General features: G+C 65.2%; 15 protein-coding genes. 7 read left to right on the forward strand and 8 right to left on the reverse strand.

What is annotated here, in order from left to right; genetic code table 11:
- The first annotated feature begins 12 nt into the window (after window positions 1–12).
- The 3 genes from ACG97_RS06885 (at window position 13) to ACG97_RS06895 (ending at window position 1,400) form a co-directional block, all read left to right on the forward strand.
- Window positions 13–375, forward strand: coding sequence for a hypothetical protein (locus ACG97_RS06885; RefSeq protein ID WP_047966610.1), 363 nt, complete (start codon window positions 13–15; stop codon window positions 373–375).
- Between the two features lie 88 nt (window positions 376–463).
- Complete coding sequence (locus tag ACG97_RS06890; protein ID WP_047966611.1) at window positions 464–874, forward strand: thioesterase family protein; 411 nt, start codon at window positions 464–466, stop codon at window positions 872–874.
- Between the two features lie 34 nt (window positions 875–908).
- Window positions 909–1,400: a peroxiredoxin gene (locus ACG97_RS06895; RefSeq protein WP_047966612.1), complete on the forward strand. Its 492-nt coding sequence runs from the start codon at window positions 909–911 to the stop codon at window positions 1,398–1,400.
- A gap of 63 nt (window positions 1,401–1,463) precedes the next feature.
- Here the strand turns inward: ACG97_RS06895 and ACG97_RS06900 are convergent, their stop codons facing one another.
- The 8 genes from ACG97_RS06900 to def all read right to left on the reverse strand — a co-directional run bounded on the left by ACG97_RS06900 (window position 1,464) and on the right by def (window position 9,986).
- Entirely contained in the window at window positions 1,464–2,228 is a 765-nt protein-coding gene (locus tag ACG97_RS06900; protein ID WP_047966613.1) for a molybdopterin-synthase adenylyltransferase MoeB, read from the reverse strand.
- A gap of 52 nt (window positions 2,229–2,280) precedes the next feature.
- The gene (locus tag ACG97_RS06905) at window positions 2,281–3,549 is read right to left on the reverse strand and encodes a sigma-54 dependent transcriptional regulator (RefSeq protein ID WP_047966614.1); all 1,269 of its coding nucleotides are present in this window, start codon (window positions 3,547–3,549) and stop codon (window positions 2,281–2,283) included.
- Window positions 3,549–5,660 (reverse strand): PAS domain-containing sensor histidine kinase, encoded by a 2,112-nt coding sequence (locus ACG97_RS06910; protein WP_047966615.1) that lies wholly within the window; start codon window positions 5,658–5,660, stop codon window positions 3,549–3,551. The genes ACG97_RS06905 and ACG97_RS06910 overlap by 1 nt, the downstream gene beginning before the upstream one ends.
- Window positions 5,660–6,271: a DUF4390 domain-containing protein gene (locus ACG97_RS06915; protein ID WP_047966616.1), complete on the reverse strand. Its 612-nt coding sequence runs from the start codon at window positions 6,269–6,271 to the stop codon at window positions 5,660–5,662. The genes ACG97_RS06910 and ACG97_RS06915 overlap by 1 nt, the downstream gene beginning before the upstream one ends.
- A complete protein-coding gene (gene rsmB, locus ACG97_RS06920; protein WP_047966617.1) occupies window positions 6,234–7,481 on the reverse strand; it encodes a 16S rRNA (cytosine(967)-C(5))-methyltransferase RsmB in 1,248 nt (415 codons plus the stop codon). The genes ACG97_RS06915 and rsmB overlap by 38 nt, the downstream gene beginning before the upstream one ends.
- A gap of 84 nt (window positions 7,482–7,565) precedes the next feature.
- The gene (gene htpX, locus ACG97_RS06925; RefSeq protein ID WP_047966618.1) at window positions 7,566–8,420 is read right to left on the reverse strand and encodes a zinc metalloprotease HtpX; all 855 of its coding nucleotides are present in this window, start codon (window positions 8,418–8,420) and stop codon (window positions 7,566–7,568) included.
- A 57-nt stretch (window positions 8,421–8,477) separates the two neighbouring features.
- Complete coding sequence (gene fmt, locus ACG97_RS06930) at window positions 8,478–9,398, reverse strand: methionyl-tRNA formyltransferase (RefSeq protein ID WP_047966619.1); 921 nt, start codon at window positions 9,396–9,398, stop codon at window positions 8,478–8,480.
- Window positions 9,399–9,482: 84 nt separating this feature from the next.
- Window positions 9,483–9,986 carry a peptide deformylase gene (gene def, locus ACG97_RS06935; RefSeq protein WP_047966620.1) on the reverse strand — a complete coding sequence of 168 codons (504 nt, stop codon included), beginning with the start codon at window positions 9,984–9,986 and terminating at the stop codon, window positions 9,483–9,485.
- Window positions 9,987–10,101: 115 nt separating this feature from the next.
- Here def and ACG97_RS06940 point away from each other — a divergent pair, with 115 nt between their 5' ends.
- The 4 genes from ACG97_RS06940 to topA all read left to right on the forward strand — a co-directional run bounded on the left by ACG97_RS06940 (window position 10,102) and on the right by topA (window position 15,275).
- Entirely contained in the window at window positions 10,102–11,118 is a 1,017-nt protein-coding gene (locus ACG97_RS06940) for a LysM peptidoglycan-binding domain-containing protein (protein ID WP_047966621.1), read from the forward strand.
- On the forward strand, window positions 11,115–12,224 hold the full coding sequence (dprA, locus tag ACG97_RS06945) for a DNA-processing protein DprA (RefSeq protein WP_238377282.1): 1,110 nt from the start codon (window positions 11,115–11,117) through the stop codon (window positions 12,222–12,224). The genes ACG97_RS06940 and dprA overlap by 4 nt, the downstream gene beginning before the upstream one ends.
- 18 nt (window positions 12,225–12,242) lie before the next feature.
- On the forward strand, window positions 12,243–12,701 hold the full coding sequence (locus ACG97_RS06950; RefSeq protein WP_047966622.1) for a DUF494 family protein: 459 nt from the start codon (window positions 12,243–12,245) through the stop codon (window positions 12,699–12,701).
- A 279-nt stretch (window positions 12,702–12,980) separates the two neighbouring features.
- Complete coding sequence (topA, locus tag ACG97_RS06955) at window positions 12,981–15,275, forward strand: type I DNA topoisomerase (protein ID WP_047966623.1); 2,295 nt, start codon at window positions 12,981–12,983, stop codon at window positions 15,273–15,275.
- The last annotated feature ends 58 nt before the right edge of the window (window positions 15,276–15,333 follow it).

The following is a 15,333-nucleotide window of genomic DNA, read 5'->3' on the forward strand; positions in this document are numbered from 1 at the left end:
ACAGGATCCACCATGTTTGAAGTCAATCGCAGCGTTGTCATTCTGAAACCGCGTCAGCCGTTCGCCGACTGGCTGGGCAGCCTGCCCGGCGCCCCGGTCGTGGCGCTGGACGAGCTGCGCCGCAACGGCAATGCACTGCTGATCCCGCACGTCGACGACGTCGACCCCGCCGATTTCCTCGCCGAGCACTACCACACACTGTTCAGCGCCGAGCTGGCCGACTGGTGCGAGGACGACACGCTGTGGCCGCCGACGCTCAGCGCGGCGCTGTTCATGGACTGGTTCGACATCGACATCCACCCGGTACTGACCGATCTGGTCAGCAGCCCGCTGGCACGCGAGGCGTTCCAGCCGTTTGATCTGGATAGTCAGTAAGCGCCGGCGCCGGCTGCTCACCGCCGGCACGGCAACAAAAACTGACACCACCTTGCCGGCAACGGCACTCCCACACGAAGGGGCAATCATGATTCACAGCACCAGCATCAAGGTCCGCGGTTACCACCTCGACCTGTACAGCCACGTCAACAATGCGCGCTACCTCGAGTTCCTGGAAGAAGCGCGCTGGACCTTCTTCGAGGAATGCGCCGACCTGCCGGCCTTTCTCAGCTCCGGCATCGCGCTGATCGTGGTCAATATCAACATCGACTACCGCTACCCGGCGACCATGAACGACCAGCTGGCGATCGAGACCGCGGTCAAGTCGGTCGGCAACCGCAGCGCGGTGATCCACCAGTGCGTGAAGCTGGCCGGCAGCGACACGGTGGTGGCCGAGGCCGACGTCACCTTCGTCGCGTTTGACGGCAAGCAGAACAAGGCGGTGGCGATCGAGGGTAAACTGCGGGAACTTCTGACCGGGCTGCAACACCAAGCCTGATCCTCACCGCCTTCGCAACAGGACAGACTCAGTCATGAAAAAATGGATACTGGCACTGGTCGGCATCGCCGTACTCGCCATCGTCGCCTACCTCGCGCTGTTCAACAAGCCGCAGGCGCCGCAAGTCCACTACACCAACCTGTCGGGCCAGACCGCCAGCACCGACAGCCTGAAAGGCAAGGTGGTGCTGGTCAATTTCTGGGCCACCAGCTGCAGCGGCTGCATGGCCGAAATGCCGAAACTGCGCGCCACCCACGAGAAGTACGCGCCGCAAGGCTACGAAACCGTGGCGGTGGCGATGAGCTACGACCCGCCCAACTACGTGCAGACCTACGTCAAGGACACCGCGCTGCCCTTCTTCGTGACGCTGGACAGCAGCGGCAGCATCGCCAAGGCGTTCGGCGAGGTGCAGCTGACCCCGACCTCGGTGCTGATCGACAAGCAAGGCAATATCATCAAGCGCTATGTCGGCGAGCCGGACTTCACCGAACTGCACCAGCTGATCGAGCAGAACCTGAAGGCCTGATCGCGCAGGCAGCAAAAAAGCCGTTGCCATCTTTCGATGGCAACGGCTTTTTTCATGCCGCAGTCAGTGACAACGTTGGCCGCACACCGGGCAATCCGGATCGCGTGGCACCTTCAGCTGGCGGAAGCTGCCGTCCAGCGCGTCGTACAGCGTCAGCTGCCCCAACGCCGGACGACGCCCGGCCAGCAGCTTGATCGCCTCCACCGCCTGCAGGCTGCCGATGACACCGACCAGCGGTGCCAGCACGCCGAAGGTGGCGCACGGCCCGTCGCTGGCCTCACCCTCGTCCGGAAACAGGCAGTGATAGCACGGCGACGCGTCGTCGCGCACGTCGTACACCGCCAGCTGGCCGCTAAAGCGCACCGCGGCGCCGGACACCAGCGGCACCCTGGCCGCCACACAGGCGCGGTTGATGGCGTGGCGGGTGGCGAAGTTGTCGGAGCAGTCCAGCACCAGATCGTGCGCCGCCACTTCCGTCACCAGCCGTTCGCCGGCCAGCCGCTCGGCCAGCAGCCGCAACTGCACGTCCGGATTGATGGCGGCCAACCTTGCCGCCGCCGAATCCACCTTTTTCTGCCCCAGCGTGCCCATGTCGTGGATGATCTGCCGCTGCAGGTTGGTCAGCTCCACGGTATCGTCGTCGACCAGCGTCAGCTGGCCGACACCGGCACTGGCCAGATACAGCAGCGCCGGCGCGCCGAGACCACCGGCGCCGACCACCAGCACCCTTGCGGCCAGCAGGCGCTGCTGGCCGTCGATGTCGATTTCCGGCAGCAGGATGTGCCGGCTGTAGCGCAGCAGGGCTGCGTCGTTCAGTTCTTGCGTCATGATGCAAAAATGGCCGCAAACGCGGCCATCTCCCTTGATCTTGATTCAGGTTTTATTCTTCCGCACCCTTGCGGCTGAACTTGACGCCCAGCTGCTTCAGCTTGCGGTAGAGGTGGGTGCGCTCCAGGCCGACCTTTTGCGCCACCCGGCTCATGTTGCCGTTTTCCAGCACGATGTGGTACTCGAAATAGCGGCGTTCCAGCTGTTCGCGCAGTTCGCGCAGCGGCAGGCTGAAATCGAAACCGGTTTCTTCCGCCGGCTTGTCGTGGCGGAACTGCGCCAGCACCTTGTTCACTTCCGGCGCGTCCAGTTCGCCGGATTCGGCGGTCAGCGCCAGGCTCTTGATGATGCTGCGCAGCTGCTCCAGGTTGCCCGGCCAGTCGTACTGGCGCAGCGCGTTCAGCGCCGCGGTGGTCAGCTTGCGGCTGGGCACCTGCTTCGACTCCACCAGCTCGTGCAGGATCTGCTCGGCGATCGAGGTGATGTCTTCCGGGTGCTCGCGCAGCGCCGGGATCGGCACGATCACGCTGGACAGCGCGGTCAGCATGCGGTTGTCGCACTCCGGATCGACCAGCAGCTCCTGCAGCGGACGGCTGCAGGAACAGATCAGCCGCACATTGAAGCGGTCGAGCTTGGACAGCAGGAACAGCAGACCCTGCTGCGTCCGGCGGCTGTACTGGCCGATTTCCGGCAGGAACAACACGCCGTTATTGGCTTTCTGCAGCAATTCAAGCGGCGCGTCGGCCAGTTGCTCCACCTTGGCCGGGGTCACCCACGGCGTATTGCCCTGGTGGAAAAAGCGCGCCACCAGCTCGAAGCCGGCGCCGGATTCACCGGTCAGCAGCACCGGCGACTTCAGTTTCGACACCCGTTCCAGCTGCTTCTTCAGCTCCTGCACGGTTTCGCTCTTGCCCATCTTGTCGAGATTGAGCGAGGTATTGGCCTGCATGTCGCCGTATTTCAGCGCGCGCTGCACCGTGGTCAACAGTTTCTGCAGGGCAATCGGTTTTTCGAGGAAATCGAAGGCACCGATGCGCGTTGCCTCAACGGCGGTGTCGATGCTGGCGTGACCAGACATCATCACCACCGGCATGTTCAGTTGTCCGGATTTGGCCCACTCCTTGAGCAGGGTGACGCCGTCACAATCCGGCATCCAGATATCCAGCAGCACCAGCGCCGGTCGGGTCTGGTTGCGCAATTGACGAGCCACTTCGGCATTTTCAGCCAGCGCGACGGTATAGCCTTCGTCCTGCAAAATCTCCGAGAGAAGCTCCCGGATACCGATCTCGTCATCAACAATCAGAATATCGCTGCTTCGCATTAAGCCTCCAGCAAGGGCAGGGTGAGAAGGATGCGCGCACCGCCGCTCTGTGCATTGGCAAGGGTGATCTGTCCATGGTGTTCCTCCACTATCTTTTTCACCACGGCCAGTCCCAATCCTGTCCCCTTGGCCTTGTTGGTTACATAAGGCTCAAACGCACGGGGAAGGATGTCCGGACTGAAGCCAACACCGTTGTCCTCTACGCAGACGAGCACGTTCCTTCCTTCTAGTCGGGTGCTAATTTGAATCATCGGGATGTCAGCGTCAAGGATTGCATCTTGTGCGTTCTGCAAAAGATTGTGCAGCACCTGACGCAGCAAAGCCGCGTCCCCCATGACTGGCAAGGCTTGCAGGCTTAAATCCACCTTCAGCGCGGGGTTACTTTCGTACAGCACCAGCACCTCGCGCAGCAGCGTATTCAGCTCCAGTTTGACCAGTTTGATCTTCGGCGCCCGCGCATAATCGCGGAAAGCGTCGACCATGCCCTTGAGCGCGGTCACCTGTTTGATGATGGTATCGGTGGCGCGCTTCAGCATCTCGGCGTCCGACGGCTGCAGCTTGTCGGCCAGCTTCATCGCCAGCCGTTCCGCCGACAGCTGGATCGGCGTCAGCGGGTTGCGGATCTCGTGCGCCAGCCGTTTCGCCACCTCGCCCCACGCCGCATCGCGCTGCGCGCGGCCCAGCTCGGTGATGTCGTCGAACACCACCACGTAGCCGGTGGCCGGCTGTTCCGGCAGGATGGCGCCGCGCGCCACCAGCTGCCGCGCTCCCTGGGCACCGAGGTAGTCGATCTGCTGCTGCCAGTCGTGCGGATTGGTGGTCGCCGCCTCGCGCAGGATGGTCTCCACCAGCGGCGACAGTTCCGGGCGCAGCACCGGCCACACCTGCAGCTCGTGGCCGGACAGCTCGCCGAAGTCGACGCCGAGAATGCGCGAGGCACTGGTGTTGGCCGCACGCAGCTGCCAGTTGTAGTCGAAGGCGATCACCCCGGTCGACAGGTTGGCGAGGATGCTCTCCAGGTAAAGCTTGCCCGATTCCAGCAGCCGCCGGCTCTCGTCGGCGGTCAGCCGCGCCTCGTCCAGCTGCTGCGTCATGCGGTTGAACATGGTGGTGAGGATGCCCAGCTCGTCCTTGCGGTACACAGGGTGGCGCTTGGAAAAGTCGCCCTGCGCCACCGCGCGGGTGCCGGCCGCCAGCTCCGACAGCGGCGCCGACAGCCGCTCGGAGATGAACAGCGCAAACGCCAGCGCCGCGGTCAGCGCCAGCAGGAACACCAGCGCCAGCGTCAGCATGTAGAAGGTTTTCAGGCCGTCGCGCGACAGCACCAGCTGCCGGTACTCGGCGCGTGCGTCCTCAATCAGCTCGGCGTCGCGGGCGATGTCCACCGGCGCCGGCTGGATGATCTGGATGATCTGGGTCTGGTCGTTGACGTAGCTGCGGTACGACAGCAGCACCTTCAGCTCCAGCGTGCCGTCGGGATCGCTGTCGATGATCTCGTGGCTCTTGCGCTGGCGCAGGCTGCGCAGCACGTCCGGATCCGGCGCCCGTGGCAGGTAGCGCACGTCATCCGGCCCGGCAAAGCTCAGCAGCCGTCCCTGCTGGTTGTAGACCGCGATCTCCTGCACCCCCAGCTGCTCGCGCATGCGCAGCAGCTGGCTGTTGAGGCTGTGGTCGCTGTAGTCGGCGATGTCGCGTGCCACCAGCCGCGACTTGCGGCTGAGATCGGACAGCACGAAGCCGAGCGCGTTGCGCCCCAGCTCCAGGCCGCGGTCGAGCGCGTTTTCCACCTCGACGTTGAACCAGCTCTCGATACTGCGCGTCAGGAACTGCGCGGAGACGGTGAACACCAGCATGCCCGGCAGCAGCGCGATCAGGGTGAACATCACCACCAGCTTCTGCGTCAGCTTGGCGCCGAACTCGCGGCTCTTCACCCGCCGGCGCAGGCGCAGCATCTGCCGCGCCACCACCGCCAACAGGCCGACCAGGCCGAAGGCGTTGAGGCCGAACACCCACCAGTAGTATTCCGCCAGCTTGGAGGTATTGCCGGTGGAAATCGCCAGCAGGTACAGCAGCACGAAGCCGAAGGCGGTGGCGATGACGGGATAGCGCATCAGTTGCCTCCTGACGGGGCGATGCTGTTCCAGCCGGAATCCATCGCCCAGTCATCGGCGCCCAGCGCGTTGAGCTGGAACGGGCGCGGCAGCTGGCCGAGGTCCAGCTCCAGCCGCAGCCGGCCGCGCAGCTGCTGCTGTTCCGCCGGCGACCAGTCGGCGATGTCCATCACCTTCCAGCCGGCGATGCTGCCGACCGCGGCCAGCGCTTCGTCGAGGGAGGCGTAGTTCTTGGACAGGCCGCCGATGGTGACGCGGTAGCGGCCGGTGAGGCCGTAGTGGCTCAGCTTGAAGCTGAGGCTGGCGGTCGGGTCGAACCAGCGTGACAGCTGCAGCCAGTAGGCCGAGCTGCGCGGTCGCGTCAGCTCGAAGGTCAGACGGAAGGTCAGCGGCACGCCCTGTTGCAGCGCCTGCTGCAGTTGGGCGGGCAGCGTGATGCGATAGCGGCTGGCCACGCTGAGCGCGCCATCCTGCGCCTCCAGCTGCAAGCGCTGCGCCACGATGCCGTCGGCGGCGTGGCACAGCCCGGCCTGCGCCAGCAACAGCAGGCTGGCGAACAGTAGCAGCTGTTGCTTAAGCTTTTTCCAGCAGCGCGTAATAGAAACCGTCATGGTCTGCCGAGGGCAAGAGTTGTTCGGAGCCGGCCAGGCGTGCATCCGGATGACGCTGCAGGAAGGCGTCCAGCTGTTGCTGGTTCTCTTCCGGCATGATCGAGCAGGTGGCGTACAGCAGCTTGCCGCCCTTGGCCAGCAGCGGCCACAGCGCGTCCACCATCGCCGCCTGTTGCTGGCCCAGCGCGGCGAAATCGTCCGGCCGGCGCAGCCACTTGATGTCCGGATTGCGCCGCACCACGCCGCTGGCGGAGCACGGCACGTCGGCGAGGATACGGTCGAACGGCACGCCGTCCCACCAGCTGTCCGGCTTGGCGGCATCGGCTGCGGCCAACGTGGCCGTCAGCTGCAGGCGTGCCAGGTTCTCGGCCACCCGTTCCAGCCGCGTCGCGTCGATGTCCAGCGCGGTGAGCTGAATATCGGCCAACTCCAGCAAATGACCGCTCTTGCCACCGGGGGCGGCGCAGGCATCCAGCACCCGCATGCCATCGGCGATATCCAGCCGCAGCGCAGCCTGTTGCGCGCCGAAGTCCTGCACCGAGACGCGGCCCTCGGCAAAACCCGGCAGGTCGCGCACATTGCACGGAGCATCCAGCTTCACCGCGTAGTCGCCAAGCGCCTTGGCGCCGCGACCGGACGCCTGCAGCGCCTCGACATAGCTGGCGGCGGTGCCGTGGCGGCGGTTGATGCGCAGCGTCATCGGCGGATGGCGGTTGCTCTTTTCCAGAATGTCGGTCCAGCGCGTCGGATAGGCGGCGCGCACCTTCTGCACCCACCAGCGCGGGTGGTTGTAGCGCGCCTCGTTGTCGGCCTGGGCATCGGCCAGCAGCTGGTCCTTGTTGCGCAGGAAGTTGCGCAGCACGCCGTTGACCAGCCCCTTGAGGCGGCCGGCGGCCAGATCCTGCGCCAGCGTCACCGCCTGGTCGACCACCGCATACGGTGCGGCACGGGTATGGATCAGCTGGTACAGCGCCACCAGCAGCAGGCGCTCGACATCCACCGCCGGCAGCGGTTTGGGCACCAGTGCCCGCAGGATGAAGCGCAACTGGCCGAGATTGCGCAGGCTGCCGTAGGCAATGTCCTGCAGTGCGCCACGCTCGCCGGGCGTCAGGGTCTCGCTGCGCTGGATGCTGCCCAGCGCCTCGGTCAGGGTACGCCCTTCTTCTACACGCGCGATGATGCCCGCGGCCAACTCCTGGATTCGATGCATGTCAGTCTGGTTCTTTCCAATGAAACCGGCCACCGTTCGCACAGGGAACGGTGGCCGTTTTAAATAATGGTGCAATGATACCGGTCAGCGACCGTTGCGCGCTATCTGATTGAGGCGGGCAATACGCTCTTCGGTATGCGGGTGGGTACGGAACAGGCTGCTGAGACCGCCACCGGACAACGGGTTGATGATCATCATCTGCGCCGTTTCCGGATGCGCCTCGGCCGCCGGCATGATGCGGCCCTGCGCGTAGTACTCGATCTTTTGCAGCGCGCTGGCCAGCGCCAGCGGATCGCCGCTGATTTCGGCGCCGCCGCGGTCGGCCTCGAATTCGCGCGCGCGCGAGATCGCCATCTGGATCAGGCTGGCCGCCAGCGGTGCCAGCAGCGCCACCGCGATGCTGGCGATCGGGTTGGCCGGGCGCCCTTCCTCGTCGCGGCCGCCGAAGAACATCGCGAAGTTGGCCAGCGCCGAGATGGCACCGGCCATGGTGGCGCTGATGGTGGAGATCAGCGTGTCACGGTGCTTGACGTGGGCCAGCTCGTGCGCCATCACCCCGCGCAGCTCCTGGTAGCTGAGCATGCGCATGATGCCGGTGGTGGCCGCCACCGCCGCGTGCTCCGGATTGCGGCCGGTGGCAAACGCGTTCGGCTGCTCCTCGTGGATCACGTACACGCGCGGCATCGGCATCTGCGCGCGCTGCGCCAGCTCGGCCACCATGTTGTACAGCTCCGGCGCGGTGCGGGCATCCACCTCCTGCGCGTTGTACATGCGCAACACCATTTTGTCGGAGTTCCAGTAGGCAAACACGTTCATCACGCCGCCGAACAGCAAGGCCAGCAGCATGCCGCTCTGGCCACCGATCATGCCGCCGATCATCCCGAACAGCGCCACGATCGCCGCCATCAGGATGGTGGTTTTCAGCCAGTTAAAGCCCATCGCGTCCTCCTTTGTAGCAGTCCATGCTCCCGATATGGGGGCATCGGCATTGGAATATCAAGCCCCGAGCAGGGTTCCCGCCAGCGCGCTGCGACCGGCGACAAACTCGCGTGCGGCCAACCTTTTGCCGCCGGCGGCCTGCAGCTGGGTCAGCACCAGCAGGCCGGCACCGGTGCCGACCACCACGCCGTCGACGTCGGCACGCAGCACCTCGCCGGCCGGCGCCGTGCCGGCCACGGCGTGCGCCTGCCACAGCTTCAGCGCCTCGCCGCCCAGCAGCGTGTGTGCACCCGGTGCCGGGTTGTAGGCGCGAATGGCGCGGGCGATGTCGGCCGCCGGCTGCGTCCAGTCGATACGCGCCTCTTCCTTGCTCAGCTTGGCGGCGTAGGTAACGCCCTCTTCCGGCTGCGGCTGCGGCGTGCAGCCGTCCAGCTGCGCCAGGGTGCCGACAATGGCGTCGGCGCCGAGCGCGGCCAGCTTGTCGTGCAGGCTGGCGGCAGAGTCGTCGGCCGCAATCGGCAGCGTGTGGATGCTCAGCATGTCACCGGTATCGAGGCCGACATCCATCTGCATGATGGTGATGCCGGTTGCCGCGTCGCCGGCGAGGATGGCGCGCTGGATCGGCGCCGCACCGCGCCAGCGCGGCAGCAGCGAGGCGTGGATGTTGAGGCAGCCGCGTGCCGGCATGTCCAGCACCGCCTTGGGCAGCAGCAGGCCGTAGGCGGCCACCACCATCACCTCGGCGCTGACCTCGGCCACCAGCGCCTGCGCTTCCGGCGTCTTCAGCGTCAGCGGCTGTTCCACGCGCAGGCCGTGCCGCAGCGCCAGCTCCTTCACCGGGCTGGGCTTCAGCTTCATGCCGCGCCCGGCCGGGCGGTCCGGCTGCGTCAGTACCAGCGCGATGTCGTGGCCGGCATCAAGCAGCGCCTGCAATGCGGCGGCGGCGAATACCGGCGTGCCGGCAAAAATCAGTTTCATTCGGGCTATCCTTGCAAATGCAAAGGGACACGCGGCGCGTGTCCCGACACCAGCTTGCGGCCAACCCTGGCCGCCGTCCCTGGCTTACAGGGTGTGCTTCTCGCGCTTTTTCATCTTGGTACGGATGCGGTTCTGCTTCAGGTCGGACAGGTATTCGACGAACACCTTGCCGTCGAGATGATCCACCTCGTGCTGCAGGCAGATCGCCAGCAGGCCGCCGGTCTCCAGCTCGAAGAATGCCCCCTTGGCGTCCTGCGCGCGCACCTTGACGTGCTCGGCGCGGGTCACCTTGTCGTAGATGCCGGGCACCGACAGGCAGCCTTCCTCGTACACCGTCTCGCCGTCCTTGTGCAGGAACTCCGGATTGATGAACACGCGCGGCTCGTTGCGGTCCTCGGAGATATCGATCACGATCAGGCGCTGGTGGAAATCCACCTGCGTCGCCGCGAGGCCGATACCCTTGGCCTCGTACATGGTCTCGAACATATTGTCGACCTGCTGCTGCAGCGCGCTGTCGAAGCTGGTTACCGGCCGGGCAACCTTGTGCAAACGCGGGTCGGGGTAATGCAGAATGTTGAGCAGTGCCATAATCAAACCGTTATTCCAGTTGTAGGATGCCGTGACAGGCAACGATAATGTTGCCAGCATCCGGTTTCACTATAAATTACTGAGCCAGTGCCGGTCAGGTGGGGTCAAATCATCAATGTTTAAACCTATTATACCGCTCATCCTCGCGCTGGGCCTCTCTGCCGCCGCATTTGCCGACACCCTGGTGCTGCGGCCAGATGCGCCGCAACGCTACGTGGTCAAGCGCGGTGACACGCTGTGGGACATCTCCGGCCGCTACCTGACCGCGCCGTGGAAATGGCCACAGCTGTGGAACATGAACCGCGACGAGGTGAAAAACCCGCACTGGATCTATCCCGGCAACGTGCTGTACCTGGAAATGGTCGACGGCAAGCCGCGGCTGCGCCTGGACAGCAGCGCGCTGCGCGTGGTCAAGCTGTCGCCGCGGGTGCGCGCCGAGCAGCTGGACAGCGCCATTCCCACCATCCCGGCCCGGATCATCGACCCCTTCCTCAAGCGCCCGCTGCTGATCGAGGACGAGGCCAGCTACCTGCAGTCGCCGAAAATCATCGCCGGCCCCGACAACCGCGTGATCCTGTCCACCACCGACCGCGCCTACAGCCAGGGGCTGGATTCCGGCGGCCTGTGGCAGGCCTACCGCCTGGGGCGCACCATCACCGACCCGGACAGCAACGAGGTGCTCGGCCATGAGGCCACCTACGGCGGCGACCTGATGGTCGACAAGCTGGACGAGGTGTCCACCCTCAGCGTGCGCAAGATCGCGGAAGAAGTGCTGGTCGGCGACCACCTGCTGAAGAGCATGCCGGCGCCGCTGCTCAACTACACCCCGCACGAGCCGCCGCCAGAGCTGGAAGGCCGCATCGTCACCAGTTACGCCGGCGTCAACGAGATCGGCCAGCAGTTCAACGTGCTGATCAACCGCGGCGCACGCGACGGCGTCGAGGTCGGCCACGTGTTCGGCATCTACCGCGCACCGCGCCAGATCAGCGTCGACAAGAAGCAGCAGGTGACCCTGCCCAGCGAGAAAGTCGGCCGCCTGATCGTGTTCCGCGTGTTCAACAAGGCCTCCTACGCGCTGGTGCTGGACGCCACCCAACCGATCATGATCAAGGACCGCATCGCGCAACCGTGACCCAGCAAACCCTGCTCGACTGGGCCACGCTGGCGCTGACACCCGGCATCGGCCCGCAACGCTTCCTGCAGCTGCTGCAGCGCTTCGGCGATGCCGGCCACGCCTGCCGTGCCGGCCACGGCCAGCTGCGCGACATCCTCGACAGCAAGACGCTGGCGGCACTGGACGCCGGTGACGGCGCCCGCGCCGCCGAGGCGGCGCTGCAGTGGGCAGCGGGTGCAGACTGCCACCTGCTGACGCTCAACGACGACGACTACCCGTGCCAGCTGGCCGAAGCCGGCAGCGCCCCGCCGCTGCTGTTCGCCCGCGGCCGGCGCAGCCTGCTGGCGCAGCCGATGCTGGCGGTGGTCGGCAGCCGCCACGCCACGCCGCAGGGCGCGGACAATGCCCGCGACTTTTCCCAAAGGTTGGCCGCGCACGGCTACAGCATCGTCAGCGGCCTGGCCGGCGGCATCGACGCCGCCGCGCACGAGGGTGCGCTGCCCGAGGCCGCCAGCACCATCGCCGTGATCGGCACCGGCATCGACCGCGTCTATCCGGCGCGCAACCGCGAGCTGGCGCACCGCATCGCCGGCCACGGCCTGATCCTGTCCGAGTTCGCGCTCGGCACCCCGCCGCTGGCCGGCCACTTCCCGCAGCGCAACCGCATCATCGCCGGTCTCGCCCGCGGCTGCCTGGTGGTCGAGGCCGCGCCGCAGAGCGGCTCGCTGATCACCGCGCGACTGGCGCTGGAAGCCGGCCGCGACGTGATGGCCATCCCCGGCTCCATCCACAACCCGCAGGCGCGCGGCTGCCACCGCCTGATCCGGGACGGCGCCCGGCTGGTGGAAAGCGCCGACGACGTGCTGGACGAGATCGGCCGCCTGCCTGCAGCCCCCTACGCCAAGGCCACGGCCACGCCCGCCGCCAGCGATGCCGACGCGCACCCCTTGCTGGCCGCCATCGGCTACGACCCGGTCGACAGCGACACCCTGGCGGCACGACTCAAGTTGACGGCAGGGGAGCTTTACGCGATGCTTCTTGAGCTTGAGCTGGCCGGACACATCGAAAGTCTGGACGGCGGGCGCTACCAGCGCCGATCACCGGCGCCAAGCCGTCCCACCTAACCCGATGATTAAATAACGATGTTTGATGTTCTCGCCTATCTTCTCGAAGAATTCAACGACCCCGCAGCCTGCCCGGAACGTGACGACCTCGGTCGCCAGCTGGCAGCGGCCGGCTTTGAAAACGAGGAAATCAGCGACGCGCTGGACTGGCTGGACGGCCTGAACCAGCTCAATGACGGCAGCTACGACGGCGCCGACGCCGGCAGCGGTTTCCGCTGCTTCAGTGCGGAAGAAAACGACCGCCTCAGCGGCGAGATCCGCGGCCTGATCCTGTTCCTGGAAGCCAACGGCGCGCTGTCGCCGGCACAGCGCGAAATGCTGATCGACCGCCTGCTGGCGATGCCGGACGACGAGATCAGCCTGCCCACCGCCAAGCTGGCCGCACTGATGGTGCTGTGGGCGCAAGGTGCGGAACTGCCGATCCTGCTCGGCGAAGACCTGCTGTGCGCACTGCACGGCGAACCCACGATGCAATAAGAACGTGTTCACGATCTAGCGAGCTAGAGCGAGACAAGGCGAAAACGGCTGAGGAAGCGGAATTTACAAGTAGTAAATGAGCATTCCGAAGCCGTTTTCAACGCAGTATTGCCGAAGCGCAGCAGATCGCGAACAGGTTCTAAGCCCCGGCTGCGGACCTCAAAGGTTGGCCGCAGCGGAAAAACGCCCGATCAAGAGCGCAAACCTTGCGCTCTTGTTTTGTTTGATGAATACACAATATTGTCGTGCCCCCCGGCGCACTACCGAAAACAGACCGTTATGCCCTCAAACCTGCTGATTGTCGAATCGCCGTCCAAGGCGAAAACGCTGAAAAAATACCTGGGTCCGGACTTCGAAGTCCTCGCCTCCTACGGTCACGTCCGCGACCTGGTGCCGAAGAACGGCGCCGTCGATCCGGAAAAAGACTTCGCGATGAAATACCAGGTCGTGGCGCGCAACAGCAAGCACGTTGATGCCATCGTCAAGGCAGTGGCCGAGGTGGACCATGTCTATCTGGCGACTGACCCGGACCGCGAAGGCGAGGCGATTTCCTGGCACCTGGTGGAAATCCTCAACAAGAAAAAACTGCTCAAGGACAAGACCGCGCAACGGGTGGTGTTCCACGAGATCACCAAGAACGCGGTGCTGGACGCCATCGCCAACCCGCGCGCCATCGCGCAGGATCTGGTCGACGCGCAGCAGGCGCGCCGCGCGCTGGATTACCTGGTCGGCTTCAACCTGTCGCCGCTGCTGTGGAAAAAGATCCGCCGTGGCCTGTCCGCCGGCCGCGTGCAAAGCCCGGCGCTGCGCCTGATCTGCGAACGCGAGAACGAGATCAAGGCCTTCGTCGAGCAGGAATACTGGTCGGTGCACCTGGACAGCCACAAGGGCCGCACCAAGTTCAGCGCCAAGCTGACCACGCTGGCCGGCACCCGGCTCGACCAGTTCGCGCTGCCCAACGAGGCGGAACAGGCCGGCGTGCTGGCCCGCCTGCAGGGCCACGACGCGGTGGTCACCAGCATCGAGAAGAAAAAGAAATCGCGCAGCCCGGCCGCGCCGTTTACCACTTCGACGCTGCAGCAGGAGGCGGTGCGCAAGCTGGGCATGACCACCGACCGCGCGATGCGTACCGCGCAGCAGCTGTATGAGGGCGTGGACATCGGCCAGGGCACCGTCGGCCTGATCACCTATATGCGTACCGACTCGGTGGCGCTGGCCAACGAGGCGGTCGAGGAAATCCGCGGCTACATCGGCGAGCGCTTCGATACCGAGCACCTGCCGAAGAACCCGGTGGCGTACAAGAACAAGTCCAAGAACGCGCAAGAGGCGCACGAGGCGGTGCGGCCGACCTCCATCCTGCGCACGCCGGAGGCGATGAAGCCGTTCCTGACCTCCGACCAGTTCAAGCTCTACGACATGATCTGGAAGCGGACGCTGGCCTGCCAGATGGCCCCGGCCAAGTTCGACACCACCAGCGTCGACATCAGCGTCGGCGAAGGCATCTTCCGCGCCAGCGGCCAAGTACTGGTGTTCGCCGGCTTCCTGTCGGTGTACGAGGAAGACGTGGATGACGCCGAAGATGAAGAAAACGCCAAGCTGCCGCTGCTGAACGAAGGCGACGCGCTGCCGGTGGACAAGCTGTACGGCGAGCAGCACTTTACCCAGCCGCCACCGCGCTTCTCCGAAGCATCGCTGGTGAAATCGCTGGAAGAGTTCGGCATCGGCCGGCCGTCGACCTATGCCAGCATCATCTCGACGCTGAAGGATCGCGAATACGTGATCCTGGACAAGAAGCGCTTCTACCCAACCGACACCGGCGACATCGTCAACAAGTTCCTGACCGAGCACTTCGCGCAGTACGTCGACTACAACTTCACCGCCAAGCTGGAAAACCAGCTCGACGAGATTGCCAGCGGCACGCGGCAGTGGGTGCCGGTGATGGACAGCTTCTGGAAAGGTTTCTCCAAGCAGCTGACCGAGAAGGAAGGCATCAGCCGCGCCGAAGTCACCACCGAAAGCCTGGACGAAGCCTGCCCGAAATGCAGCAAGCCGCTGTCGATCAAGTTCGGCAAGCGCGGCCGCTTCATCGCCTGTACCGGCTACCCGGACTGCGACTACACCCGCAACGTCGGCGAGACCGCGGAACAGGCCGCCGCCGAGGCGGAAGCACCGACCATCATCGAAGACCGCACCTGCCCGGAGTGCGGCGGCGAGCTGCACATCAAGAAGGGCCGCTACGGCAAGTTCATCGGCTGCGCCAACTATCCGAAGTGCAAGCACATCGAGCCGCTGGAAAAACCGCGCGACACCGGCGTGCAGTGTCCGGAATGCAAGACCGGCAGCCTGATCGAGCGCAAGAGCCGCTACGGCAAGCTGTTCTACAGCTGCAACACCTATCCGAAGTGCAAGTACGCGACCTGGAACCCGCCGGTGGCCGAACCGTGCCCGCAGTGCCACTGGCCGATTCTGACCATCAAGACCACCAAGCGCCGCGGCACCGAAAAGGTTTGCCCGCAGAAGGAATGCGGCTACGCCGAACAGATCGCGCCGCCGGAAGGCAAGGAAGAAGCCTGATCCCGTCCCTGCCCTGCCACCAAAACGCCGCTGACCTCAGCGGCGTTTTTTTATGGCC

The sequence above is a fragment of the Vogesella sp. EB genome (genome assembly GCF_001037925.1).
Lineage (GTDB): Bacteria > Pseudomonadota > Gammaproteobacteria > Burkholderiales > Chromobacteriaceae > Vogesella > Vogesella indigofera.